We start from the raw sequence: 24,904 nt of genomic DNA, 5'->3' as shown, positions 1-24,904 counted from the left end.
ACAACAAAGCCGCCCCGCCCCTCCGCCGAGGGCGGGGGGGGCGGCGGCGGTCTCCGCCTCAATCCTCAACCCTTGCGGTGTCTGTCCGCGCCCGTTTCGCGAGCAAGCCCGCTCCCACACAGAGTATCGGGTGCTTGGAATGGATGTTTCATTTCTGCGTCGTTTTTGCTTTTCCGGGCGACAAATCCTGTTCGAGGGCTCCCCCGCCGCGCGCTCATGGTGTTAGGTTGTAAGTGATTGTTTCATCAAACGACACTTCTCCCCTGCAAAGGAATGCCTGCCACCATGAACTTCCCGTTCAAGCGTCTTGCCATTGCCACCCTCATACTGTCCAGCCTGTCGTCATTCGCGATGTCGGCCAGCGCCAACATCACCGCCCAACAGGGCTCAACCATTGTCAAAACCTTCGCCGGAACATCGGTCAAGGATTTCAGGCAGTTCCTGGGAGAGGTCGCCAAGAGCGACCTGGCCAAAACCGCCAACCTCGGCCCGGCCATCAGCGCCTTCCAAGACAACAAGACGCTGTCCGCTGAACAACAGAACGACATCCACCGCTTGCTGGGCCTTTACGCCCGGGTGAAATACGGCGAAGCCGCCACCGAGACGCTGAAGGAATTGGTCGCTATCCCGACCTATCGCAAGGACGGCGTTGCCCAGCACGAGAACCCGGAATTCCTCAAGATCGCCGACGAGATCAAGCGCCTCGCCGAATCCTTCAACCTGGACTTCCGCAACATCGACAACCGCGTCTATGAGATTTCCCTCGAAGGCAGCGGCGATGAAGTCGTTGGCATCCACGCCCATGCCGACGTGGTCCCGGTCACGCCGGAGAACTGGGTGTTGAAAGACGGTACACGCCTCGATCCGTTCAAGGTCACCCTGGTGGGCGACCGCATGTATGGCCGCGGTACCGAGGACGACAAGAACGGTATCGTCGTGACGCTCTACGCCATGAAAATCATCAAGGAAGAAAAACTGCCGCTGGCGCGCAACTTCAAGCTGCTGGTCGACACCACCGAAGAAACCACCGGCGACGCCATCCCCTATTATTTCGAACGCAACCCGACGCCCAACTACAACCTGGCGCTGGATGGTGGCTACCCCGTGGTGATCGCCGAGAAAGGCTACGGCACGGTCATGGCCAACTTCCCTCGCCGCGCGGCCCAGGGCAAGGGCGCCGAAATCATTGCGTTGACGGGGGGCATGGCGACCAACCAGATCCCGTCGACCTCGGTGGCGACCTTCGTGACCGACAAGCCCACAGATCTGGCAGCGAACCTGCTCAAGGCCGGCACCGAATTCGCCAAGGCCAATGGCGGCGACTTTGAGGTAAAAAGCGCAGTGGCCGACAACGCGGTCAAGCTGACCTTCACTGGCGTTTCGGCCCACTCCTCCGAGCCCGAGTCAGGCGTCAACCCGGTCGCCAGGATGCTGGTGTTCATCAACGGTCTCGACGGCAAGGTCGCCCTCAAGCACAACCACATCACCGACGCCGCCCGCTACGCCGCCGACAACTGGGGCCTGGACTACCTGGGCAACAAGCTGGGGATTGGCTTCTCCGATGCGTTCATGGGGCCGCTGACCGCGTCCCTGACCTACGTCGGCATGGATGAGCAGACCTTCAAGCTGGCGGTCAACCTGCGGGTGCCGGTGGGCAAGCCAACCGAAACGCTAAAGGCTGAAATCAACGATACGCTCTCCGCTTGGGCCAAGAAGTCCCAGGTCGCCGTGGCCTTCGACAACACCATCGACGCACCGATGTACCGAAACCCCGAAGGTGAATGGGTCAAGGCGCTACTGGCCGTCGCCACGGAGAACCTGGGCATGGAACACACGTTCGGCACTTCCGCCGGCGCCACCTCGGTCCATGACCTGCCCAACGGCGTGCAATTCGGCCTGGCGATGCCCAACGTCAAGTACACCGGGCACAACGACAACGAGTTCAAGACGGTGGAACAGTTCCTGCTGGACTTGCAGATCGTGACCGAGATGATGGGGCGGATCGGGCAGTTGCCGAAGCTCTGATCGGCCCTGCACGGGACAGTTCTTAAGGCTGTTGGTGTTCATTGTGGCGAGGGAGCTTGCTCCCGCTCGGTTGCGCAGCGACCGCAAGTTTTTTGGGACTGCTGCGCAGTCCAGCGGGAGCATGCTCCCTCGCCACAGGTTTACCCTTATTCCTTCACCTTATTCCTTCAGGTGAGTGGCGCTTGGATCGATGACCTTAGCGGTAACGTCGACCAACTCCAGCCCCCAATCCCCATGCAGGTACCAGTCCTCGCCGATCATTTCGGCCGGGTGCATCGTGCGATCGGCACCGTTGCCGCAGGCCAGCGCGCTGGTCGGACAGTAACGATCACACCCCCAGCAAATGCGCTCGGGATGCTTGGGACTGATGGGAAACGGCTTTGCCATGAGGCCCCCGTATAACCAATGGGTGTACCCGTACCCTACCCCGGCGGGCCACTGCCGCCCTTGATCCTGATCAAGAACAGCCGCACGGGAACGAACTGACGTTCACCGCTCAAGAATTCACGCTGAAAATTGACAAGAATCATTATTATTCGCAGCGAAGCTTCCTAGACTCGGCGCCATCATTTAGCCAACCAGGAAGTCATCATGCGTACCCTTGCTCCGTTGTCCCTCGCCCTGCTGTTGCTGCCAACATTAGCCCAGGCCAAGGAATACCCCATCGGCGAACCGCAACTGTGCCCGGGGCTGGAAGTCGGTGCGGTGTACCTGCAGCCGATCGAAATGGCTCCCGCCGGGATGATGCGCGCCACGGCCGAATCCGACGTACACCTGGAAGCCGACATCCGCGCCACCGCGGACAACCAGCAAGGCTTCCAGGAAGGCAGCTTCGTGCCTTATCTGAACGTGTCGTTCCAACTGAAGAAACAAGGCAACGACACCGCGCTCAAGGGCGACTTCCACGCCATGGTCGCCAACGACGGGCCGCACTATGGCGACAACGTCAAGCTGCTCGGCCCTGGCAAATATCAATTGACCTTCACCGTCCTGCCACCGGGCGGCCACGCCTCCCTCGGTCGTCATACCGACAAGGAAACCGGCGTGGCGCCGTGGTTCGAACGCTGCGAACTGCACTACGAATTCGTCTACGCCGGTATCGGTAAAAAAGGCGGGTACTGAACATGAGCCGCCGATCCTGGCCGTCCTGCCTGGCCCGGCTGACGTTGGCCGGTCTGCTGCTGCCATCCATCGCCCAGGCCGAACTGCCCACTTATGAATTGAGCATCCGCGACGGGCATTTCACGCCGCCGCAACTGGAAGTACCGGCCGGGCAACGCTTCAAGATCGTGCTCAAAAATATCGGCCAGGGCCCGGCGGAGTTCGAAAGCACGCCCTTGCGCGTCGAGAAAGTGCTCTCGCCCGGCGTTACGACGTTCGTGGTCATTCATCCGCTGCGCCCTGGGCACTACCCGTTTTTCGACGAATTCAATCCGCAACTGCCCGAGGGCGGGATTCTCGCCCGGTAATCGGCCAGCAGGAGGCGTTTGCATGACTCAATCGATGTTTATTGTCTGGCGCGAAAGCGTCGAAGCATTGTTGGTGATCGGGATTCTCCAGGCCTGGGTCAGCCAGCAGCAACAGGCCAGCCAACTGCGACGTTATGTCTGGGCCGGCGCGGCGTTGGGCTTGCTGCTTTCCGGCGTGCTGGCCGGCCTGATCCTGCTCGCCGGCGAGGCCATGAGCGGTACCACCAGTGAATGGTTCCAGGCGGCGTTGGCCTTGGTCGCCAGCTTGCTGATCGTGCAGATGGTCGGCTGGATGCACCGAAACGCACGGACGCTCAAGCATGACCTGACACGCCACGCCGACCAGCGCCTGGGTCGCCAGGGTGGCCTGGGCCTGTTGGTCCTGGCCTTGCTCGCCGTCAGCCGCGAAGGCAGTGAAACCGTGGTTTTCCTGTATGGCGCCGGTGCGCGCCTGCACGGGCCGCCATTGGGCTTGTTCGCCGTGGGCGCACTGGCCGGGCTGGTGTTGTCGCTGCTGACCGTCTCCCTGCTGCACAGCAGTCGCCGATTCATCTCGTGGCCGCGGTTTTTTGCCATCAGCGAAGCGATCCTGCTGCTGGTGGGCGCGGCGCTGCTGGTCAGCGCAGTCGAGCGGGTCGGCGGGCAATTGCTGGCGATGGATTGGCCCGAGGCGGTGTATCGCGGCATTGGCGACGCGCTGTGGGACAGCAGTGCGCTCCTCGACGACGGCCACGGTTTGGGTGGGTTCCTGGCGGATTTCGCCGGGTATCGGGCCAGTCCGAGTGCGATGACGTTGCTGGTGTGGCTGGGCTATTGGGGCGCCGTCGCCGGCTGGCTGCGACCACGCAAGGCGGAAACCCTGCCATGCCCGACCTGAACCCCTGGCTCCAACGCCTGGGCGACGGCATGCGTCGCCATGGCTCGGCAATTCGTGCGGTGCAATGGGCGGTGGTGCTGTTCTACGCGGTGCTGTTGGTGGTGCCGGCCATGTTGCCATTGCCCACTAATCAGGCGCGGCTGTTGGACAACCTGACGCTGCTGGCGCAGTTCCTGTTCTGGGGCATCTGGTGGCCGTTCGTGTTGCTGTCGATCGTGCTGTTCGGTCGCCTCTGGTGTGGCGTGTTGTGCCCGGAAGGCGCTTTGAGCGAATGGGCCAGCCAGTACGGCAAGGGCCTCGGGGTGCCGCGCGGGGTGCGCTGGGCTGGCTGGCCGACTTTGGCGTTCTGCCTGACCACGGTCTACGGCCAGTTGATCAGCGTGTACGACTATGCCCAGGCAGCGCTGTTGATCCTCGGCGGCTCGACCGTCGCCGCGGTGATCGTCGGCCTGTTGTTCGCCCGGGGCAAGCGGGTGTGGTGCCGTTACCTGTGCCCGGTCAGCGGTGTGTTTGCCCTGCTCGCTCGCCTGGCGCCGGTGCACTTTCAGGTGGATGAACAACGCTGGCTGGACAACCCGCCGCCCCGGCGCCCGCCCCCCAACTGCGCACCGCTGCTGGACATCCGTCGCCTGCGCGGCGCCGCCGATTGCCACGCCTGTGGTCGTTGCAGCGGCCAGCGCGGCGCGGTACGGCTGATTGCCCGCTCCAGCAACGCGGAAATCCTCCAGGCGACGGCCAACACACTTTCGCCCTGGGATTCTCGCCTGCTGCTGTTCGGTGTCATCGGCCTGGCCATGGGCGCGTTCCAGTGGACCGTCAGCCCTTGGATCATCGACCTCAAGCAAAGCCTGGCCCAATGGCTGGTGAATCACGATTGGCTCTGGGCACTCCAGGACAACGCGCCCTGGTGGCTGCTGACCCACTACCCGCAACTCAATGACAGTTTCAGTTGGCTCGATGGCTTTTGCATCGTCGCGTACCAGGGCCTGAGTGCGCTGCTGATGGGCACTTCGTTGCTGTTTCTCATGCGCCTGGCCGCATGGCTCTCAGGCCACACGGCAAACTACCAGCCCCTGGCCCTCACCCTGACGCCCCTTGGCGGTGCCGGCTTGTTCCTCGGTTTGTCGGCGACCACGGTCAAGTTGATGCGCTATGAAGGCCTGTTGCTGGAGTGGGTACCGCCGGCCCGGGCCGCGCGTTTAACGGCCGGGATCGCCTGGAGCCTATGGCTGGGCTGGAAGCGCCTGCAGGCGAGCGTGGCATCGCCGATCCGACGCGTGCCCGCCATGGCCTGCCTGGTGCTGGCCAGCAGCTGGGTGGGGTATGGCTGGTCGATGCAATTCTGGGGCTGGTGATCGAGGGATTACGGGGATTTCACAAACGCCATTCCCCCCTGTGGGAGCGAGCTTGCTCGCGATGGCGGGGGGTCAGCTTACATTGACGTTGAATGTGCCACCCCTTCGCGAGCAGGCTCGCTCCCACAAGGGGATCTGTGGTGAATACAAAATTCGCAATCACCCCGAAACCAATGTGGGAGCGAGCCTGCTCGCGAAGGGGGCGCTAGATTCAACACGGATGGAAGCCGACCCACCGCTATCCGCCACTCAACTGCGCAACACAAATGAAGGAAACAGCTCGCGCATCGACGCCCACAGCTCAGGCTGCAAGGCCTGCGCCGAGACGCTGGAAAGATGGGGATCAAGCATCCGGGCAGTGCGCACCAGTTGCACGGCAAAGCGGCTGACGCCACGCTCGTTCAGGCGCCGGGCCAGGGTCAGCAACCGTTCGGGGTCGAACAAATGCCAGTGCACGGTCGTGCGACATTCATAATCCACGCCGCTGTCCAGCAAATGATCAAGACTGCGCCAGTTGGCGGCGCCGCTGCCTTCGACCCGGGTCACGTCCAGGGCATCTTCGGGCAAGGCCTTGACGTCGAAGCCCACCCAATCGGCTTGCCCAACCACCTTGGCGAAGGCTGCCGGCTTGATGCCAGCGCTGTGCAGGCCGATGCGAAAACCCATCTGCCGCACTTCTTCCATGGCCGGCCCCAGGCCGTCCTGCAAAGTTGGCTCGCCGCCGCTGAACACCACGGCGTCGAGCAGATCCTGGCGGCGTTGCAGGAACGCCAACACCCGGCACCAATCCACCTCCTCGCTACCGCGGGGCGGGATCAGTTGCGGGTTATGGCAATAACGACAACGCCAGGCACACCCCTGGCAAAACAGCACGCAGGCCAGTTGGCCCGGGTAATCGAGGGTGGTCAGGGGCACCATGCCCCCGACCCGTAGTACTCGACTCATGGACGCCCGGCCGCGCGTTCGGTGAAGTGCACCCGCTCGCGGTGCTCGGACTGCTTGCCCGGGTTGAAGGCCGCCACCGGGCGGTGATAACCCATCACTCGGGTCCAGACTTCGCAACGTTGACGCTGTGCCTGTGGAATCGTTTGTACTGCGCTCATGGATAAAGCTCCTAACGGTCGATGGATCGGATCAGTGAACGCTGCCTGCCAACTGCTGTTGCAGCAGCAAGGCCTCGTCGCATTTCGGGCAGAACTCGTGTTCGCCAGCCAGGTAGCCGTGCACCGGGCAGATGGAAAAGGTCGGCGTGATGGTCAGGTACGGCAGGCGGAAACGTCCCAGGGCCTTGCGCACCAGTTGCTTGCAGGCCTGGGTGGAGGAAATCTGCTCGGCCATGTACAGGTGCAACACGGTGCCGCCGGTGTATTTGCATTGCAGTTCGTCTTGCAGCTCCAGGGCTTCGAACGGATCCTCGGTGAAGCCCACCGGCAGTTGCGAGGAGTTGGTGTAGTACGGCGCAACCGGGCTGCCGGCCTGCAAGATATCCGGGTAACGCTTGAGGTCTTCCTTGGCGAAGCGGTACGTGGTGCCTTCGGCGGGCGTGGCCTCGAGGTTGTAGAGGTGACCGGTTTCCTCCTGGAAACGCAGCAATGTGGCCCGCACGTGATCCAGCAGTTTCAGCGCGAAGGCCCGGCCCTGTTCGGTGTGCAGGCCCTCCTGGTCATCGGTGAAATTGCGCAGCATTTCGTGCAGGCCATTCACGCCGATGGTGGAAAAGTGATTGCGCAAGGTGCCGAGGTAACGCTTGGTGTAGGGATACAAACCAGCATCCATGGGATGCTGGATGACCTTGCGCTTGACCTCCAGGCTCTCTTTCGCCAGTTCCATCAGGGTATCGATGCGTTGCAGCAAACCACTGGTGTTGCCTTTGTACAGGTAGCCCAGGCGCGCGCAGTTGATCGTCACCACGCCCAGGGAGCCGGTCTGCTCCGCAGAGCCGAACAAGCCGCCACCGCGCTTGAGCAGCTCGCGCACGTCCAGTTGCAGGCGGCAGCACATCGAGCGCACCTGGTTGGGTTGCATGTCCGAGTTGAGGAAGTTCTGGAAATACGGCAAGCCGTAGCGGGCGGTCATTTCGAACAACCGGTCGGCGTTCTCGCTGTCCCACGGGAAGTCGTGAGTGATGTTGTAGGTCGGAATCGGGAAAGTGAAGACCCGGCCTTTCGCATCGCCGGCCTGCATCACTTCGATGTAGGCGCGGTTGATCAACTCCATTTCCGCTTGCAGGTCACCGTAGGCGAACGGCATTTCTTCGCCGCCGATGATCGGGATCTGCTCACGCAGGTCCTGGGGACAGACCCAGTCGAATGTCAGGTTGGTGAACGGGGTTTGCGTGCCCCAGCGCGACGGTACGTTGAGGTTGTAGATGAACTCCTGCAACGACTGGCGGACCTCGTCGTAGCTGAGCTGGTCCTTGCGCACATAGGGCGCCAGGTAGGTGTCGAACGAGCTGAACGCCTGGGCGCCGGCCCATTCGTTTTGCAGGGTGCCGAGGAAATTCACCATCTGGCCCAGGGCACTGCTCAAGTGCTTGGGCGGCCCAGCCTCGACCCGCCCTGGCACGCCGTTGAGGCCTTCGTGCAACAGGGTGCGCAAGGACCAGCCGGCACAGTAGCCAGCGAGCATGTCCAGGTCATGGATATGCAGGTCAGCCTCACGGTGCGCCTCGCCTATGGCCTGGCTGTAGACTTCGTCGAGCCAGTAGTTGGCGGTGACCTTGCCCGAAACGTTGAGAATCAGCCCGCCGAGGGAATACCCCTGGTTGGCGTTGGCCTGCACGCGCCAGTCTTCGCGATCCAGGTATTCGTTCATCGACGTGGCGACTTCCACCAGCGTGCGGCGATCCCGACGCAGGCGTCCATGCTGCTCGCGGTAGACGATGTAGGCGCGCATGGACAGGAAGTACCCGGCGTCCATCAGCACACGTTCGACCCGGTCCTGGATCTGCTCGACGTTTAACCGCGTCTGCCCTTCCAACCGCGCCAATACCGCCTCAAGCAAGCCTTCGGCCTCGGCTTCGGCGTATTCGCCGGTGGCCTTGCCAGCGGCGATCAATGCCTGGCGGATCTTGTCCGCATCAAAGGCGACCACACTGCCATCGCGCTTGTGCAAGCGGTTACAGCCTACTGAGATCAACGTGCTCTGCATTTTGTCTCCAAATACTACATATAGGTTTTTTTAGATCTATAAACACAATATGCGGTGGAGAGTACGGACAAAAGGCAGAGTTGCAATTGATCGGCATCAAGAATCGGGAGCGACTGCCATCAGCCTTGAAAGGTCATTTTACGGGCACCAAAAATCTCCTGTGGGAGCGAGCTTGCTCGCGATAGCGGTGGATCAGTTGACATCAATGTTGGCTGGACCGCCGTCATCGCGAGCAAGCGCGCTCCCACATTGGTTTCGGAGTGACTGCAAATCCCCCTGTGGGAGCGGGCTTGCTCGCGAAGAGGCCAGCACATTCAACATCCATGCAAGCTCACCCACCGCCTTCGCGAGCAAGCCCGCTCCCACAGGAGTTTCGGGGTAACTGTGGGATTTCTATTCATAACAGCCCCCCTTCTGCTAACCACCGCTCATATTCATGAACCGCACGATCTGTACTTCCCCGCCAGGGCTGAAGTCATGCTGCAAGGGCTTGCCCTTGAGCGCCTGTTTGATCGACTGAATGATCGGCTGATCCTCCAGCGGATAACGCCGCAGCAAGCCCCGCAGGTCCAAGGAATCCTCTTGCCCGAGGCACAGCAGCAAGCGCCCTTCGACGGTCATGCGCACGCGATTGCAACTGGCGCAGAAGTTATGGGTGTTGGGCGAAATGAAACCGATGCGGGTCTGCGGATGATGCGCCAGGCGCACATAGCGCGCCGGTCCGCCGCTGCTCTCGGCGCTGTCGAGCAAACGATGATGACGGGCTATCTCGGCCCGCACCTCATCGCTGGAACAGAACGACTCGCCTCGGGAACGGCCCACCTCGCCCAAGGGCATTTCTTCGATGAAACTGATGTCGATGCGTTGATCGATGGCGTACTGCACCAACGCCGGGACTTCATCGAAGTTGCGCCCCTTCATCACCACGCAGTTGAGCTTGATCCGCTCGAACCCGGCGACCTTCGCCGCGTCGATACCGGCCAGCACCCGGTCCAGGTCACCGTTACGGGTGATCGCCCGAAAGCGCTCACCGTCCAGGCTGTCGAGGCTGATGTTCATGCGCTTGACCCCAGCGTCCACCAGGGGCTGGGCCAATCGTCCCAGCTGCGAGCCGTTGCTGGTCATCACCAGTTCCCGCAGGCCGGGCAACGCCGCGATGTCGCGACACAGCCCGACAATGCCCGGACGGATCAGCGGCTCGCCACCGGTCAGGCGGATTTTCTTTACCCCCAGGCCGACGAACAGCCGCGCCAGGCGCTGCAATTCCTCCAGGGTCAACACTTGCTGACGCGGCAGGAAGGTCATGTTTTTCGCCATGCAATACACACAACGAAAATCACAACGATCGGTCACCGACATCCGCAAATAATCGATCTGGCGCCCAAACCCGTCCTGCAACACCGCGTTCATGTAGATCTCCCGATTGAGCCCGTGCTCACTGCACCAGCGGCGAGTCGGCGCCCTGAAGGTGAATGCCGCGAATGTCCGCCGCACCGATCAGGGTTTGCAGGTACTGCACCAGCGCCTTTTGCCAAACGCCCTGCTGCAACTGGGTACGAATCGCCGTCGCCACCGCCTCATACGGCAATGGTTGGCCATCGATGCGCTGGTCGATGCTGACCACATGCCAGCCATAACGGCTTTCCAGCGGTTTGCTGGCCAGGCCCGCCGGCAGGGTGAACAACTGGCGCTCCAGCTCCGGCACGGTCTGGCCCTTGCTGATCTGCCCCAAGGAGCCGCCCTGCTCCTTGGACGGACACGCCGAATACTTCAGTGCCAGCTCGGCGAAGCTGCCCGGGAACTGGTCCAACCGTTCCAGCAACAGCTCGGCCTGGACATGGGCCAGGCTGCGGGCCTCGGCATCGTCCGGCGCGCATTCGAGCAGGATGTGCCGCACCGCCAGCAACGGCGCGCTGTGGAAACGCGCGCGGTTGCTTTCGTAATAGCGCAGGCAGGTGGCCTCGTCGCACTGCGGCACCTGCACCTCGCGTTCCAGCAACAGCCGCGTCGCCGCTTCTTCATCGTTCTCACCGGCACCGACCTGCAACGCCAAACCCAGTTCAGCAATGCGCTGCTGGAGCAATTCGCGAATCACCAGCGCCCGAGCGGACTGGTAGACCGCCTCTTCACGGCTTTCGGCCGGGTGATATTGAAGTTCCTGGGCCATCGCCTGCGGGGCGATCGACACCCCGTTGACGCTGATGATCGGCCACTCCTGCGCACTGCTGGCGATCAGCTGTGGCGCTTCATCCTCCGCCACCGGCCCCACCTGGGCCGGCTCGAACTGCACCGCCCCAACCGGCTCCACATCCACCACCGGCGGCACTTTTGCCGAGGAACCGCAACCACCGCCCCCGCTACCACCGCCACATCCGCATCCACTCGCCATGATCTTCTCCTCAGAACTTCTGCCGAACGATTTGATAACGACGCCCCAGGTACCAGACCGGCGCACTGACGATGTGGACCAGACGGGTGAACGGGAACAACACGAACAGGGTCAGGCCCAGCACCACGTGGAGCTTGTAGACCAGACCCACCGGCGCGATCGAGGTCGCGGCTTCAACCGGGCGCAACAGCACGGTGTTCTGGGCCCAGTCGGCCAGCATCACCATCACCGAGCCGTCCATATGGGCGGTGGATGCGACGATGGTCATCAGCCCCAACACCAGCTGCACCAGCAGTACCACCAGCACCAAGATGTCCGACACATTGGAGGTGGCGCGCACCCGAGGGTCGGTCAGGCGCCGGTTGAGCAGCATCAGCAAACCGATCAGGCCGAGCACACCGAAGAAACCGCCGGAAACCATCGCCAGCAATTGCTTGTTCTCGGTGCTCAGGAAGTGGTGATAGACCGCCGAAGGTGTCAGCAGGCCGACGAAATGCCCGGCCAGCACGAACAGCACACCGATGTGAAACAGGTTGCTGGCCACGCGCATGCCGCGCTTGTTCAGCATCTGGCTCGAACCGGCCTTCCAGGTGTACTGGGACAGATCAAAGCGTGCCCAACTGCCGAGCAGGCAAATCGCCAAAGCGACATAGGGGTAGACCCCGAACAACAACAGATCCCATTTAGACATTGCCCACCTCCCCGGCGGGCGCTGCGGCCCGCCCTTCATGCTGAAAATCCACCCAGTGCAGCGGCACTGCACTTTCGTCCCGCGCCTTGCCCGGCGCGCTTGGCATCGAACTGCAACGGTCCTGCTGCTCGGCCTTCATGAAATCCACGGCCTCTTCCTCCCAGACCTTGTCCAGGGCTTCGAGGGAGTCATCCCGATGCTCGGCCTTCACTTGTTCGAGCATCTCGGCCACCGCCGCCTGGGGTTCTGTCCCGGCGATCTGCAACAAGGCCCGGAAGCAACTGGCGTAGGCGCTTTCACGCTCCTCCAGGCGCGCCGCGAGCAAGGCCAGCAGGTGCGCCACATCGGCCAGGCCCTCGCGGGCCTCCAAGTCTTCGCGGGTGGAGAGAAACTCCAGGTACAGCGGGATGTAGTCGGGCAGTTCCTTGACGCCGATGGCGAACCCGGCTTCTTCGTACTGGGCCATCATGTCGACCATGGCCTGGCCCCGGTCACGGGACTCGCCATGGACGTGTTCGAACAGCAGCAGCGACAGTGAACGACCGCGGCCGAACAGCGCACCGTAGTGCTCCTGGCCGTCCATCAGGTCCTGGCCGCAGACCAGCTCCAGCAACTCGAACAACCCGGCACGCTGGGCGGGACTGATTTCCCGCGCCTGCACGATCGCCTGCTCCAGCTCGTCGCGACCGGCCACCAGGGTCTCGGTCGGGTAATCGAGCAGCAACGAAATCACCTTGAGAATGCGCATGCTCACTCCTCCCACAACTGTACGGTCTTGATCACGTCGCGGCGGTTGGCTTTCTTGCCACCGAACATGTTGGTGTCGGAGCTGCCGCTGCAACCGCTGCCAAAGCTGAAACCACAACCGGAGCGCTCGGCGAACGCGTCGCTCAGGGCGTCTTCGCGGTGGGCACTCGGCACCACGAAACGGTCTTCGTAGTTGGCGATGGCCAGGTAGCGGTACATCTCTTCCACCTGGTTCACGCGCAGGCCGACGTCAGCCAGCACTTGCAGGTCCTGCACGCCGTCGACCTGCTCGGCCCGTTTGTAGGCGCGCATCGCCAGCAAGCGTTTCAGCGCATGCTTGACCGGTTTCTCGTCGCCAGCGGTGAGCATGTTGGCCAGGTAGCGCAGCGGGATCCGCAGGCTGTCGACGTCCGGGATCACCCCGTTCATGCCCACGGTGCCGGCGGCGGCCGCGTTCTGGATCGGCGACAGTGGCGGCACGTACCAGACCATCGGCAAGGTGCGGTATTCCGGGTGCAGCGGCAGTGCGAGTTTCCAGTCCACGGCCATTTTGTAGACCGGCGAACGTTGGGCCGAATCGATCACCGACTGCGGCACGCCATCGGCCAGGGCCTGGCGAATCACCGCCGGGTCGTTCGGGTCGAGGAAGATCTCCAGTTGCTTCTCGTACAGGTCCTGCTCGTTGGCAGTGCTCGCCACTTCGCTGATGCGGTCGGCGTCATACAGCAGCACACCGAGGTAACGGATCCGACCGACGCAGGTTTCGGCGCAAACGGTCGGCATTCCGGCTTCGATGCGCGGGTAGCAGAAGATGCATTTTTCCGACTTGCCGCTCTTCCAGTTGAAGTAGATCTTCTTGTACGGGCAGCCGCTGATGCACATGCGCCAGCCGCGGCACTTCTCCTGGTCGATGAGGACGATGCCGTCCTCCTCGCGCTTGTAGATCGCACCGCTCGGGCACGATGCCGCGCACGCCGGGTTCAGGCAGTGCTCGCACAGGCGCGGCAGGTACATCATGAAGGTGTTTTCGTACTCGCCGTAGCTGTCCGCCTGGATCTTGTCGAAGTTCTTGTCCTTGCGCCGCTTGGCGAACTCGGTGCCGAGGATTTCCTCCCAGTTCGGGCCCCATTCGATCTTTTCCATGCGCTTGCCCGACACCACCGAGCGTGGGCGCGCGGTGGGTTGGTGCTCGCCCAGCGGTGCGGTGTGCAGGTGCTGGTAGTCGAAGTCGAACGGCTCGTAGTAATCGTCCAGGCTCGGCAGGTCCGGGTTGGCGAAGATGTTCGCCAGCACGCGGAACTTGCCGCCGATGCGCGGGTTGATCGAGCCGTCGGCGTTGCGCACCCAGCCACCCTTCCACTTGTCCTGGTTCTCCCATTCCTTGGGATAGCCGATGCCCGGCTTGGATTCGACGTTGTTGAACCAGGCGTATTCCATGCCTTCACGGCTGGTCCAGACGTTCTTGCAGGTAATCGAGCAAGTGTGGCAGCCGATGCATTTGTCCAGGTTCAGGACCATGCCGATTTGTGAGCGAATCTTCATCTCAGTTCTCCTCGATATCAGTCGGCAGTGGACGCGGCAAATCATCGCCACTGGAACCGTCGAGCCAATCGACCTTGACCATCTTGCGCACCACGACGAATTCGTCGCGGTTGCAACCGACCGTGCCGTAATAGTTGAAGCCGTAGGCCTGTTGGGCGTAGCCGCCGATCATGTGGGTGGGCTTGAGCACCACGCGGGTCACCGAGTTGTGGTGGCCGCCACGGGTCTTGGTGGTTTCCGAACCCGGCACGTTCACGATCCGTTCCTGGGCGTGATACATCATCACCATCCCTTCCTTGACCCGTTGGCTGACCACCGCCCGGGCGGTCAGCGCGCCGTTGGCGGTGAAGCATTCGATCCCGTCGTTGTCCTCGATCCCGGCGCGCTTGGCGTCGATCTCCGAGAGCCAGACAATCGGTCCGCCACGGCTCAAGGTGAGCATCAGCAGGTTGTCGCTGTAGGTGCTGTGGATGCCCCATTTCTGGTGCGGGGTGATCCAGTTCAGGACGATCTCGGTCTCGCCGTTGCTGCGCTTGCCCTTCACGCCTTCGATGGTGCGGGTGTTGACCGGCGGCCGATAACTCATCAGTTGCTCGCCGAACGCCTGCATCCACGGGTGATCCTGGTAGAACTGCTGGCGGCCGGTGATGGTGCGCCATGGGATCGACTCATGGACGTTGGTGTAGCCGGCGTTGTAGCTCACGTGATCGTCTTCCAGGCCGGACCAGGTCGGGCTGGAAATGATCTTGCGCGGCTGGGCCTGGATGTCACGGAAGCGAATCGCCTCGTGCTCCTTCGACACCGCCAGGTGGCTGTGGTCGATGCCGGTGAATTCCGACAGCGCCGCCCAGGCTTTCACCGCGACATGGCCGTTGGTTTCCGGGGCCAGGGACAGGATCACTTCGGCGGCGTCGATGGCGCTGTCGATTTTTGGCCGGCCTTGGCTGATGCCGGCGTCGACTTCCTTGTGGTTCAACTCACCGAGGAATTTCACTTCGGTGTCGGTGTTCCAGTTGATGCCCTTGCCGCCGTTGCCGAGTTTTTCCAGCATCGGGCCCAGGGAGGTGAACTGCTTGTAGATGTTCGGGTAGTCGCGCTCGACCACGTGCAGGTTTGGCGCATTCTTGCCCGGTTGCGGGGCCACGCCGGCGCTCTTCCAGTCGGTGCCGCCAAACGGCTGGGCCAGTTCGCCGACGCTGTCGTGCATCAACGGTACGGTGACCAGGTCTTTCTCGACGCCGAGGTGACCGACCGACATGGCCGAGAACGCCTTGGCGATGCCTTTGTAGATTTCCCAGTCCGAACGTGATTCCCAGGCCGGATCGATGGCTGCGGACAGCGGATGGATGAACGGGTGCATGTCCGAGGTGTTCATGTCGTCTTTTTCGTACCAGGTGGCGGTCGGCAAGACGATGTCGGAATACACGCAGGTCGAGGACATGCGGAAGTCCAGGGTGGTCACCAGGTCGAGCTTGCCAATGGCGCCCTCGTCGACCCATTCGGCTTCGGTGGGCTTGCACTCGGTGCTATGGCCGATGTCTTCGTTCATCACGCCGTTCTTGGTACCGAGCAGGTACTTGAGCATGTACTCGTGGCCCTTGCCCGAAGACCCGAGCAGGTTGGAACGCCAGATGAACATGTTGCGCGGGAAGTTCACCGGGCTGTCCGGTTGCTCGCAGGCAAAACGCAGTGAACCGTCCTGCAGCGACTTGACCACGTAGTCCTTCGGATCAAGGCCCGCCGCCGCGGCATCACGGCAGATGTGCAGCGGGTTGGTGTTGAGCTGTGGCGCGCTGGGCAACCAACCGGCGCGTTCGGCGCGGATGTTGTAGTCCAGGGCATGCTCGGGGAACTGCGACTTGTCCGCCAAGGGCGAGAGCACATCGTGCATGCTCATCTTCTCGTGGCGCCATTGCGAACTGTGGCCGTAGAAGAAGCTGGTGCCGTTCATCTGCCGTGGCGGACGGTTCCAGTCCAGGCCAAAGGCCAGGGGCAGCCAGCCGCATTGCGGACGGAGTTTTTCCTGGCCAACGTAGTGGGCCCAGCCGCCGCCGGTCTGGCCGACGCAACCGCAGAGCATGAGCATGTTAAGCAGCCCGCGGTAGTTCATGTCCATGTGGTACCAGTGGTTCATCGCCGCCCCGACGATGATCATCGAGCGTCCACGGGTCTTGTCGGCGTTATCGGCGAACTCACGGGCGATCTGGATCGCCTTCTCGCGGCTCACACCGGTGATCTGCTCCTGCCAGGCCGGGGTGCCGGGCACCGAGGCGTCGTCATAGTCCTTGGCAACGTTGGCGCCGCCCAGGCCACGGTCGATCGCCAGGTTGGCCGCCGACAGGTCGAACACCGTGGCGACTTTCGCCACGCTGCCATCGGCCAGCACCACGCTGTGCACCGGCACCCGCCGGAACTGCACCGCGTCGCCGGCCACGTGCTGGAAGTACTCCTGGGCTTCGCCAGCGAAGTACGGGAACGCCACCTCGGCGACATCGCCGCCGATCAAGCTCAGCTTGAGGTCGATCTCACGTCCCTCACCGCCTTCACGGGGCAGGATGTTCCACTTGCCCTTCTCACCCCAGCGATAACCGATGGAGCCTTGTGGCGACACCAGTTCGCCGGCGGCATCCAGGGCGATGGTTTTCCATTCCGGGTTGTTGTCCTGGCCGAGGTTGTCGGTCAGGTCGCTGGCCCGCAGGAAACGGTCCGGCTGGTAACCGGCGCCCGGCGCTGCGCCGAGCATCGGCTTGAGCATCACCAGCACCGGCAGGTCGGTGTAGCGCTTGGCGTATTCGGTGAAATAGGCGCTCGGCTTGTCCAGGTGGAATTCTTTGAAGATCACATGGTTAAAGGCCTGGGCCAGCGCGGCGTCGGTGCCCTGCTTGGGGTTGAGCCACAGGTCGGTGAGCTTGGCGACTTCCGAATAGTCCGGGGTGATCGCCACGGTCTTGGTGCCCTTGTAGCGCACCTCGGTGAAGAAGTGCGCGTCGGGGGTACGGGTCTGCGGGACGTTGGAGCCCCAGGCAATGATGTAGTTGGAGTTGTACCAGTCGGCCGATTCCGGCACGTCGGTCTGCTCGCCCCAGACCATCGGCGAGGCCGGTGGCAAGTCGCAGTACCAGTCGTAGAAGCTCAGGCACACGCCACCGATCAGCGACAGGTAGCGCGAGCCGGCGGCGTAGCTGACCATCGACATCGCCGGGATCGGCGAGAAGCCCACCACCCGGTCCGGGCCGTGTTCCTTGACGGTGTAGACGTTGGCCGCGGCAATGATCTCGTTGACTTCCTCCCAGTTGGAACGAATGAAGCCGCCCATGCCGCGCTTGCTCTTGTACGAGTCGGCCTTGGCCTTGTTCTCGACGATGCTGGCCCACGCCTCCACCGGCGGCAAGGTCTGCCGGGCTTCGCGCCACAGCTTGAGCAATGGCTTGCGGATCTTCGGGTACTTGAGCCGATTGGCACTGTAGATGTACCAGCTGTAGCTCGCGCCACGAGGGCAACCGCGTGGCTCGTGGTTAGGTAAGTCGTTGCGAGTGCGCGGGTAGTCGGTCTGCTGGGTTTCCCAGGTGATCAGGCCGTTCTTGACGTAGATTTTCCACGAGCACGAACCGGTGCAGTTCACCCCATGGGTGGAACGCACGATCTTGTCGTACTGCCAGCGGGAACGGTAGACGTTTTCCCAGTCGCGGGACTCCTTGCGGGTCTCGCCGTGGCCGTCTGAAAACTCGCCTTGCTTGCGGTTGAAGAACCGCAGTTGATCCAGTAAATGACTCACAATGTCTTCCTCTCAGGCTTGCTCCGCGGGGTCTGCGCCCCGCCCACGCAATAGTTGAATTCGTCTTAGCAGGGAGTCGCCGCGCCTTTGCGGGCGTACCACCACCAGGTCACCACGATGCAGCTCAGGTAGAAGCCGACGAACATGTAGAAGGCCATCTCCGGGCCGCCGGTCAGGGCCATCGAAGTGCCGAAGGATTTGGGGATGAAGAAGGCTCCGAAGGCGCCCATGGCCGAGCTGAAGCCCAGCACCGCGGCCGATTCCTTGCCGGCATTCTTCAGGGCCTGCTCGCGCTGCTCGGGCTTTTTGCCCAGGGCGGCTTTCTCATGCAGGGTGCGGAAGATCACCGGGATCATGCGGAAGGTCGAACCGTTGCCCACGCCGGTGGTGATGAACAGCAACATGAACATGCCCAGGAAGCCGTAGAAGCTGCCGCCCTCGCCGCCCTCGCCGCCCTCAGGCAGAAAGTGCAAGACGCCGAACACCATCACGATCATCAACACGAAGTTCCACAGGGTGACTTTCGCACCGCCGAGCTTGTCCGCCAGCCAGCCGCCCAGCGGCCGTACCAAGGCGCCTACCAGCGGGCCAAGGAAGGCGAATTTCAGGGCGATGACTTCCGGGAATGAGGTCTTGATCAGCAGCGGGAACGCGGCGGAGAAACCGATGAAGGAGCCGAAGGTCGCCAAGTACAGCCAGCACATCAGCCAGTTGTGCTTGCGCTTGAAGATCACCGCCTGGTCGCTGAACGAAGCCCGGGCGCTGGACAGGTCGTTCATGCCGAACCAGGCAATCAGGGTCACAGCGAGGATGAACGGCACCCAGATGAAACCGGCGTTCTGCAACCACAGCGAGCTGCCATCGGCCAGCACTTGGGGTTGGCCGCCCATGAAGCCGAACACACCGAAGGAAATCACCAGCGGCACGCTGAACTGCATCACCGACACACCCAGGTTACCCAGCCCGGCGTTCAGGCCCAGGGCGGTGCCCTGTTGGGATTTCGGGTAGAAGAAGCTGATGTTGGACATGCTCGAGGCGAAGTTGCCGCCACCAAAACCGCAGAGCAACGCGATCAGCACGAACACGCTATAAGGCGTGGCCGAATCCTGCACGGCGAAGCCCATCCACAAGGCCGGTATCAGCAACGACGCGGTGCTCAGCGCGGTCCAGCGACGGCCACCGAAGATCGGCACCATGAACGAGTAGAAGATGCGCAAGGTCGCGCCAGACAGCCCCGGCAGCGCCGCCAGCCAGAACAGCTGGTCGGTGCTGAAGCTGAAGCCGATGGCGTTCAGGCGCACGATCACCGTGCTCCAGACCATCCACACGGCGAAGGCCAACAGCAGCGCAGGAATGGAGATCCACAGGTTGCGCCGGGCGGTCTGTTTGCCGCTGCGGCCCCAGAAGGCCGGGTCTTCCGGGCGCCAGTCATGAATGACCGGGCCCTTTTCAGGCGTTTGCAGAACGGACATGTTCTTCTCCTTGGGCAATGCTGGAAAACGGGGATTGGCTGGCCGGGGGTTGTTTACCCAGCAGCGGGCGCTTGCGCACTTCGCTCAGGTACATCCAGATCAACGAGACCCAGACCACGCCGTACAGCAACATGAAGCAGGACGAGCGCACACCGGTGAGGTCCACCAGGGCGCCAAACATGATCGGCAGCACGAAACCACCCAGGCCGCCGGCCAGGCCGACGATGCCGGACACCGCGCCCATGTTCTGCGGGTAGTCGTTGGCGATGTACTTGAAGACCGAGGCCTTGCCGAACGCGAAGGCGATGCCCATCACGAACAGCAGCACGGTGACCAGCGTGGCATTGAGGCCGATGTGAAAATCAACGATGCCGTTGACGGTCTGCACTTGCAGCTGGGTTTGCGGATAGGACAGCAGGAACAGGCAGATCCAACTCACCCACAGCACCCCCCAGGTCACGCTCTGGGCGCCCCAACGGGCGGACATCCCGCCGCCGACGGCCCGCAGCACGCCACCGGGCAGGGAGAACCACGCCGCCAGCAGCGCCGCGCTTTGCAGGCTGAAGCCGTATTCCTGCACGTAGTACTTGGTCATCCACAACGCCAAGGCCACGTAGCCGCCGAACACGATCGAGTAGTACTGGCAGTAGCGCCACACCGCAGGATCTTTCAGTGACTTGAGTTGCTCACGCAGCGTGGCGCCGCCGGCACTGCGGTGTTCTTTTTTCTCGGCGGTGAGAAACCAGAACAGTAATGCCGTGATGAACAGGATCGCGCTGAACACCTTCGGCACCAAGTGCCAGGTGCCGAACGCGATCAGGGCTGGGGCGAGAAACTTGGTCACCGCCGCACCGGCGATGCCCGCGCCGAACACGCCCATGGCGAACCCCTGGTTCTGTTTGTCGCACCATATGGCGACGTAGGCGATGCCCACCGAGAACGAGCCGCCGGCCAGGCCGACGAACAGGCCCAGCACCAGGAACTGCCAATAGGCCGTGGCGAGGGTGATCAGGTACAGCGGCAACACACAGGCGAGCATCAGCAGGAAGAACACGATCCGTCCGCCAAAGCGGTCGGTCAGAAGCCCCAGGGGCAAACGTACCAGAGAACCGGTGAGTACCGGCGTGGCAGCCAACAGGCCAAATTGGGTTTCGTTGAGGGCCAGCAATTCCTTGATCGGAACGCCGAGCACGGCAAACATCATCCAGACCATGAAGCACACTGTGAAGGCCAGGGTACTCATCCCTAGTACCAGCCCTTGTTGCACTTGTGCTCGCATTACGAGGCACTCCGTCAGTTCGATGAGCGCAGCCTAGTGATACGAACCCTGCGAAAACTTGACCTGGGTCAACGTGCCCCGGGGCGGTACAGGCCTATGCTTGGCCCGTCTACCTCCAAGGAGGTAGTCCTGGATATCGATGAAACCCTTTGTTTATCAATATCTTGATGACGTTGGCCGAAGCTTTTATGGAAACGGAACGGCCGACAACTCTTTAGAGGTAGTGCGCCCAGGATCGGCTGCTACACCCCCAGGTCCAGGGCGCCCGCTATGCTCGCTTCAACGTTTTGCCCCGCAGGCCCGCGTCAATGATGCGTTGGCTGCGCAGTTCCCTGCCCGCTCGCGCCGGGCTGGCGGTGATCCTGATCGCCATCCTGGCCCTGGCCAGTTCCCTGAGCGCCGGCTTGATCGCCTGGTTCAGCCAGGGCGACGCTGCCGCCATCAACACCGCCGGCTCCGTGCGCATGGAAACCTACCACCTGAGCTGGAAACTGGCGGCTGGGGCCAACGACGACATCCCGGCGATCATCGCCAGCCTGCAACAACGCCTCGACAGCCCGGCCCTGCGCGCCGTGTTGGAAGACGGGCCGGAAACCTCCCTGCACAAGAGCTATCGCGACCTCATGCAGCGTTGGAACCAGACCTTGCGTCCGGCCATCGAACGTGGCGATTCAGCGTTTTTCCAAAGCAGCGCCAGCGCTTTCGTTGAGCAGCTGGACCAGTTCGTCACCCTGCTGCAACGCCAGAGCGAACACAAACAAGGCTGGCAGCAGGCGATCCAGGGCATCGCACTGTTCAGCACCATGATCATCCTGCTGATCGGCCTGTATGAGTTGCAGTACGGCGTGGTCACGCCCTTGCAGGAACTGGTGGACGCCACCCAGCGCTTTCGTCGTGGCGAATTCCAGGTGCGGGTCAACCATCAGTCCGAGGATGAACTGGGCCAGTTGGCGACCAGTTTCAACACCATGGCCGAGACCATCGAGCAGTCCCACCGCACCCTGGAAGCCCAGGTGCAACAAAAGACTTTGAACCTGCAACAGGCCAACGCCGCCCTCGAATTGCTCTATCAGAGCAGTCGCAGCCTGGCGACGCGCCAGGCCAATGCCGAAGGCCTGGATGAGTTGATCCGGCGCTTCCAGCAGCGCCTGCCCGGCCTGCGCCTGACGTTGTGCCTGCAAGGGCAATTGCAGGCCCCGGCCAAGCACCTGCTGGCCTTGCACGGCGCCGCCAGCCGCCAGGTTTGCGCCAGCAGCGATTGCGCCAGTTGCCACAAACACAACGCCGCGCGCCCACAGGCCTTCAGCATCAGCAACCAGGGCACCGAACTGGGTGAGCTCAAGGCGCATTTCGTCGATGGCCACGCGGCGCAACCCTGGGAAACCGCGTTGGTCCAGGCCCTGGCCAACCTGATCGGCACCTCGCTGTCCCTCAAGCGCCAGCGCGAACAGGACCATCGCCTGCTGCTGCTCGACGAGCGCACGATCATCGCCCGGGAGCTGCACGACTCCCTGGCCCAGGCCTTGTCGTACATGAAGCTGCAAGTCAGCCGCATGCAGACCCTGATGCGTCGCGGCGAACCGGTGCAGACCCTGGAGACTGTCACCGGCGAGTTGCGCGAGGGGCTGAACAACGCTTATCGGCAATTACGTGAGCTGCTCACCACCTTCCGCCTGCAGATCCGTGATGACGGCCTGGTCCAGGAACTCAAGGACACCGCCGAGGAATTCTCCAACCGCGGGGATTTCCAGGTGCACCTGTTCATCGACACCCTGGCCTTCGAGCTGTCGGCCAGCGAACAGATCCACATCCTGCAGATCACCCGCGAGGCCCTGTCCAACTGCCTGCGCCATGCCCATGCCGAAAACGCCTGGCTCGAACTGCGCCAGGAAGGCGAGACCGTGCGGTTGTCGATCGAAGACGATGGCCGTGGTTTCAGTGGCGAGGTCGACCAACGCGAGCACCATGGCCTGAACATCATGAACGAACGGGCCCGCAGCCTGCACGGCCAACTGCAGATTCATTCACGTACACCCCAGGGCACCCGTATCCAGGTGCATTTCCAACCGGAATTCCTGGGCCACCCCACCGAAGGCCTCGCGACATGAACGCCCCCCTGCGCCACCCCCTGCTCCTGGTCGACGATCACCCGATGATGCGTCGCGGGATCCGCCAGATGCTTGAGCTCGAAGACGATTTGCACATCGTCGGCGAAGCCAGCCACGGCGAAGAAGCCCTGAGCCTGATCGAACCGCTCCAGCCCGACCTGGTGCTGCTGGACAACAACATGCCGCAGATGAACGCCATCGAGACCCTGCGCCGCCTGCGCGCCATGCACTACACCGGCAAGGTGCTGCTGTTCACCGTGTCCGATGCCGAGGACGACATCCGCGATGCCCTGCGCCTGGACGCCAACGGCTACTTGCTCAAGGACATGGAACCGGAGTTGCTGATCCAGTACATCCGCGACGCCCTCAACGGCGCCCTGGTGATCAGTCCCGGCCTGACCCGCGTCATGGCCCAGGCCCTGCGCTCGCCACCGCGCCAGGCCGACGTGGAACTGACCGAACGCGAACGCCAGGTCCTCAAGACCATCGCCGGCGGCTACAGCAACAAGGTCATCGGCCACAAGCTGGGCATCACCGAAGGCACGGTCAAGGTCCATGTGAAGAACCTGCTGCACAAGCTCGGCTTGCGTTCGCGGGGGGAAGCGGCGGTGTGGGCGAGGGAGCATTTGCGCGGGGCCGGCTGAGCCCCCTGGAACCCATGAATTAACACCCAACCCGTGGCGAGGGAGCTTGCTCCCGCTGGGCTGCGCAGCTGCCCCTGGTTCAGCCGCTGAGGTGGATCAGGTCGATCGCATTCAGTCTTTTTGGGGTTGCTACGCAACCCAGCGGGAGCAAGCTCCCTCGCCACGGGATTTGCGCCAGCAATCAAATCCCATCCCTCTTCCGAGGTAGGCCTGCCGAGGCATAGGCCGACTGCGAGTTGGGCTCTACCATGACGGCACGCGGAGGTACGCCATGCTGACCCACCCTTCCATCGTTTTACTGTTGCGTCGTCATCACCTGTTCAGCCAATTGCCGGAGCGGGTATTCGAGGACGTCTGCAACCTGGCCGTGCTCAAGCGCCTGGCCTGCAACAGCACACTCATGCACCAGGGCGATCCGGCCAAACGATTTTTCTTGCTGGTCAGTGGCCAGATCAAGCTGTTCCGGGTCACCGGCGAGGGCCAGGAAAACCTGGTGGAGATCATCCAGCCCGGGCAGACCTTCGCCGAGGCCCTGCTGTTCAGCCAGGCCCGTTGCTATCCGGTCAGTGCGTCAGCGATCAAGGACAGCGTGCTGGTGAGTATCGAGGGCACGCATTATCGCAAGGCCCTGGAGGACCAGCCCAAGGTCTGCCTGGCGATCCTGGCGAGCATGAGTATTCATTTGCATCAGCGGCTCAAGGATATCGATAACCTGACCTTGGCCAGTGCCAGTCGGCGGGTGATCAATTTCCTGTTGCAGGAGCGGGATCCAAGGGATGGCCAGGTGGTGTTGCAAGTGTCCAAGCGGCTGGTGGCTTCGAAGCTGGGGATCCAGCCGGAGACGTTTTCGCGGATTCTTCATCGGTTGGTGGATGGGGGGTTGATTGCCATGGAGCGGCGGCAGATTCGTATCTTGTCCGAAGGTGATTTGGAGGCTTATCAGCAGTAAGCTCGGTGTGTATATCCGTTTCTTCCGGTCGTACACCCATCAACATCTGTGGGAGCAAAGCTTGCTCGCGATAGCGGTGGTTCAGTCAATGAAGAGGTTAGATGTGCCGGCCTCTTCGCGAGCTCGCTCCCACAGGGGTTCTGTGTTGGATATAAATTTTGTGCTCACTGAAGACCGAATGTGGGAGCGAGCTTGCTCGCGATAGCGGTGGTTCAGTCAATGAAGATGTTGGATGTGCCGGCCCCTTCGCGAGCAAGCTCGCTCCCACAGGGGTTCTGTGTTGGATATAAATTCTGGGGCCACTGAAGACCGAATGTGGGAGCGAGCTTGCTCGCGATAGCGGTGGTTCAGTCAGTGAAGAGGTTAGATGTGCCGGCCTCTTCGCGAGCTCGCTCCCACAGGGGTTCTGTGTTGGATATAAATTTTGTGCTC

At 62.3% G+C, this 24,904-nt stretch carries 20 protein-coding genes; 8 read left to right on the top strand and 12 right to left on the bottom strand.

Translation table 11 applies throughout. From position 1 onward, the window contains the following. Window positions 1-285 precede the first annotated feature (285 nt). Window positions 286-2,025, top strand: coding sequence for a dipeptidase (locus HGO40_RS26140; RefSeq protein ID WP_250965393.1), 1,740 nt, complete (start codon window positions 286-288; stop codon window positions 2,023-2,025). A gap of 159 nt (window positions 2,026-2,184) precedes the next feature. Here the strand turns inward: HGO40_RS26140 and HGO40_RS26135 are convergent, their stop codons facing one another. Then, entirely contained in the window at window positions 2,185-2,412 is a 228-nt protein-coding gene (locus HGO40_RS26135) for a DUF3079 domain-containing protein (RefSeq protein WP_186705795.1), read from the bottom strand. A gap of 204 nt (window positions 2,413-2,616) precedes the next feature. Between HGO40_RS26135 and HGO40_RS26130 the strand changes: the two genes are divergently transcribed. From HGO40_RS26130 to HGO40_RS26115, 4 genes are read left to right on the top strand one after another with little or no spacing between them, the layout of a single operon-like run. Next, the gene (locus HGO40_RS26130) at window positions 2,617-3,147 is read left to right on the top strand and encodes an iron transporter (RefSeq protein WP_186705794.1); all 531 of its coding nucleotides are present in this window, start codon (window positions 2,617-2,619) and stop codon (window positions 3,145-3,147) included. 2 nt (window positions 3,148-3,149) lie between these two features. Then, window positions 3,150-3,494 (top strand): cupredoxin domain-containing protein, encoded by a 345-nt coding sequence (locus tag HGO40_RS26125; RefSeq protein ID WP_250965392.1) that lies wholly within the window; start codon window positions 3,150-3,152, stop codon window positions 3,492-3,494. Window positions 3,495-3,516: 22 nt separating this feature from the next. Further along, a complete protein-coding gene (locus HGO40_RS26120; protein WP_250965391.1) occupies window positions 3,517-4,371 on the top strand; it encodes an FTR1 family iron permease in 855 nt (284 codons plus the stop codon). After that, window positions 4,359-5,726: a 4Fe-4S binding protein gene (locus tag HGO40_RS26115; protein WP_250965390.1), complete on the top strand. Its 1,368-nt coding sequence runs from the start codon at window positions 4,359-4,361 to the stop codon at window positions 5,724-5,726. Before HGO40_RS26120 ends, HGO40_RS26115 begins: the two co-directional genes overlap by 13 nt. 249 nt (window positions 5,727-5,975) lie before the next feature. Here the strand turns inward: HGO40_RS26115 and HGO40_RS26110 are convergent, their stop codons facing one another. The 11 genes from HGO40_RS26110 to HGO40_RS26060 form a co-directional block, all read right to left on the bottom strand. Beyond that, a complete protein-coding gene (locus tag HGO40_RS26110; protein ID WP_250965389.1) occupies window positions 5,976-6,671 on the bottom strand; it encodes an anaerobic ribonucleoside-triphosphate reductase activating protein in 696 nt (231 codons plus the stop codon). Further along, the gene (nrdD, locus tag HGO40_RS26105) at window positions 6,668-6,829 is read right to left on the bottom strand and encodes an anaerobic ribonucleoside-triphosphate reductase (RefSeq protein WP_030137643.1); all 162 of its coding nucleotides are present in this window, start codon (window positions 6,827-6,829) and stop codon (window positions 6,668-6,670) included. The genes HGO40_RS26110 and nrdD overlap by 4 nt, the downstream gene beginning before the upstream one ends. 31 nt (window positions 6,830-6,860) lie before the next feature. Then, a complete protein-coding gene (locus tag HGO40_RS26100) occupies window positions 6,861-8,876 on the bottom strand; it encodes a ribonucleoside triphosphate reductase (RefSeq protein WP_250965388.1) in 2,016 nt (671 codons plus the stop codon). Between the two features lie 417 nt (window positions 8,877-9,293). After that, window positions 9,294-10,286 carry a GTP 3',8-cyclase MoaA gene (gene moaA / locus HGO40_RS26095; protein ID WP_250965387.1) on the bottom strand — a complete coding sequence of 331 codons (993 nt, stop codon included), beginning with the start codon at window positions 10,284-10,286 and terminating at the stop codon, window positions 9,294-9,296. A gap of 25 nt (window positions 10,287-10,311) precedes the next feature. Beyond that, window positions 10,312-11,265, bottom strand: a complete 954-nt coding sequence (locus HGO40_RS26090; protein ID WP_250965386.1) for a peptidylprolyl isomerase — start codon at window positions 11,263-11,265, stop codon at window positions 10,312-10,314. 10 nt (window positions 11,266-11,275) lie between these two features. Further along, the gene (gene narI, locus HGO40_RS26085) at window positions 11,276-11,956 is read right to left on the bottom strand and encodes a respiratory nitrate reductase subunit gamma (protein ID WP_186705787.1); all 681 of its coding nucleotides are present in this window, start codon (window positions 11,954-11,956) and stop codon (window positions 11,276-11,278) included. Further along, the gene (gene narJ / locus HGO40_RS26080) at window positions 11,949-12,704 is read right to left on the bottom strand and encodes a nitrate reductase molybdenum cofactor assembly chaperone (RefSeq protein ID WP_186705786.1); all 756 of its coding nucleotides are present in this window, start codon (window positions 12,702-12,704) and stop codon (window positions 11,949-11,951) included. The genes narI and narJ overlap by 8 nt, the downstream gene beginning before the upstream one ends. Before the next feature lie 2 nt (window positions 12,705-12,706). Then, the gene (narH, locus tag HGO40_RS26075) at window positions 12,707-14,245 is read right to left on the bottom strand and encodes a nitrate reductase subunit beta (RefSeq protein ID WP_250965385.1); all 1,539 of its coding nucleotides are present in this window, start codon (window positions 14,243-14,245) and stop codon (window positions 12,707-12,709) included. Window position 14,246: 1 nt separating this feature from the next. Beyond that, window positions 14,247-18,020, bottom strand: a complete 3,774-nt coding sequence (locus HGO40_RS26070) for a nitrate reductase subunit alpha (RefSeq protein ID WP_250965384.1) — start codon at window positions 18,018-18,020, stop codon at window positions 14,247-14,249. Window positions 18,021-18,085: 65 nt separating this feature from the next. Next, complete coding sequence (locus HGO40_RS26065) at window positions 18,086-19,492, bottom strand: NarK family nitrate/nitrite MFS transporter (protein ID WP_250965383.1); 1,407 nt, start codon at window positions 19,490-19,492, stop codon at window positions 18,086-18,088. Further along, window positions 19,470-20,771 (bottom strand): MFS transporter, encoded by a 1,302-nt coding sequence (locus tag HGO40_RS26060; protein ID WP_250965382.1) that lies wholly within the window; start codon window positions 20,769-20,771, stop codon window positions 19,470-19,472. The genes HGO40_RS26065 and HGO40_RS26060 overlap by 23 nt, the downstream gene beginning before the upstream one ends. 308 nt (window positions 20,772-21,079) lie before the next feature. Between HGO40_RS26060 and HGO40_RS26055 the strand changes: the two genes are divergently transcribed. From HGO40_RS26055 to HGO40_RS26045, 3 genes are all read left to right on the top strand, one after another. Beyond that, on the top strand, window positions 21,080-22,879 hold the full coding sequence (locus tag HGO40_RS26055) for a HAMP domain-containing protein (protein WP_250965381.1): 1,800 nt from the start codon (window positions 21,080-21,082) through the stop codon (window positions 22,877-22,879). Next, the gene (gene narL / locus HGO40_RS26050) at window positions 22,876-23,523 is read left to right on the top strand and encodes a two-component system response regulator NarL (protein WP_250965380.1); all 648 of its coding nucleotides are present in this window, start codon (window positions 22,876-22,878) and stop codon (window positions 23,521-23,523) included. The genes HGO40_RS26055 and narL overlap by 4 nt, the downstream gene beginning before the upstream one ends. A gap of 271 nt (window positions 23,524-23,794) precedes the next feature. After that, window positions 23,795-24,472 carry a Crp/Fnr family transcriptional regulator gene (locus HGO40_RS26045; protein ID WP_186705779.1) on the top strand — a complete coding sequence of 226 codons (678 nt, stop codon included), beginning with the start codon at window positions 23,795-23,797 and terminating at the stop codon, window positions 24,470-24,472. The last annotated feature ends 432 nt before the right edge of the window (window positions 24,473-24,904 follow it).

The organism is Pseudomonas sp. CG7 (assembly GCF_023701885.1).
In the GTDB taxonomy this organism is placed as follows: Bacteria; Pseudomonadota; Gammaproteobacteria; order Pseudomonadales; family Pseudomonadaceae; genus Aquipseudomonas; species Aquipseudomonas zanjanensis.
The sequence above is the reverse complement of the archived record's forward strand: the minus strand, read 5'-3'. Positions and strand labels throughout refer to the sequence as shown.

Coding starts and splice junctions, on each gene's coding strand:
- HGO40_RS26115 (WP_250965390.1), top strand. CDS start 4,359: ATGCCCGACCTGAACCCCTGGCTCCAACGCCTGGGCGACGGCATGCGT.
- HGO40_RS26135 (WP_186705795.1), bottom strand. CDS start 2,412: ATGGCAAAGCCGTTTCCCATCAGTCCCAAGCATCCCGAGCGCATTTGC.
- HGO40_RS26125 (WP_250965392.1), top strand. CDS start 3,150: ATGAGCCGCCGATCCTGGCCGTCCTGCCTGGCCCGGCTGACGTTGGCC.
- HGO40_RS26140 (WP_250965393.1), top strand. CDS start 286: ATGAACTTCCCGTTCAAGCGTCTTGCCATTGCCACCCTCATACTGTCC.
- narJ (WP_186705786.1), bottom strand. CDS start 12,704: ATGCGCATTCTCAAGGTGATTTCGTTGCTGCTCGATTACCCGACCGAG.
- narL (WP_250965380.1), top strand. CDS start 22,876: ATGAACGCCCCCCTGCGCCACCCCCTGCTCCTGGTCGACGATCACCCG.
- HGO40_RS26130 (WP_186705794.1), top strand. CDS start 2,617: ATGCGTACCCTTGCTCCGTTGTCCCTCGCCCTGCTGTTGCTGCCAACA.
- HGO40_RS26120 (WP_250965391.1), top strand. CDS start 3,517: ATGACTCAATCGATGTTTATTGTCTGGCGCGAAAGCGTCGAAGCATTG.
- narI (WP_186705787.1), bottom strand. CDS start 11,956: ATGTCTAAATGGGATCTGTTGTTGTTCGGGGTCTACCCCTATGTCGCT.
- HGO40_RS26090 (WP_250965386.1), bottom strand. CDS start 11,265: ATGGCGAGTGGATGCGGATGTGGCGGTGGTAGCGGGGGCGGTGGTTGC.
- HGO40_RS26060 (WP_250965382.1), bottom strand. CDS start 20,771: ATGCGAGCACAAGTGCAACAAGGGCTGGTACTAGGGATGAGTACCCTG.
- moaA (WP_250965387.1), bottom strand. CDS start 10,286: ATGAACGCGGTGTTGCAGGACGGGTTTGGGCGCCAGATCGATTATTTG.
- HGO40_RS26045 (WP_186705779.1), top strand. CDS start 23,795: ATGCTGACCCACCCTTCCATCGTTTTACTGTTGCGTCGTCATCACCTG.
- nrdD (WP_030137643.1), bottom strand. CDS start 6,829: ATGAGCGCAGTACAAACGATTCCACAGGCACAGCGTCAACGTTGCGAA.
- HGO40_RS26065 (WP_250965383.1), bottom strand. CDS start 19,492: ATGTCCGTTCTGCAAACGCCTGAAAAGGGCCCGGTCATTCATGACTGG.
- HGO40_RS26110 (WP_250965389.1), bottom strand. CDS start 6,671: ATGAGTCGAGTACTACGGGTCGGGGGCATGGTGCCCCTGACCACCCTC.
- HGO40_RS26100 (WP_250965388.1), bottom strand. CDS start 8,876: ATGCAGAGCACGTTGATCTCAGTAGGCTGTAACCGCTTGCACAAGCGC.
- HGO40_RS26055 (WP_250965381.1), top strand. CDS start 21,080: ATGATGCGTTGGCTGCGCAGTTCCCTGCCCGCTCGCGCCGGGCTGGCG.
- narH (WP_250965385.1), bottom strand. CDS start 14,245: ATGAAGATTCGCTCACAAATCGGCATGGTCCTGAACCTGGACAAATGC.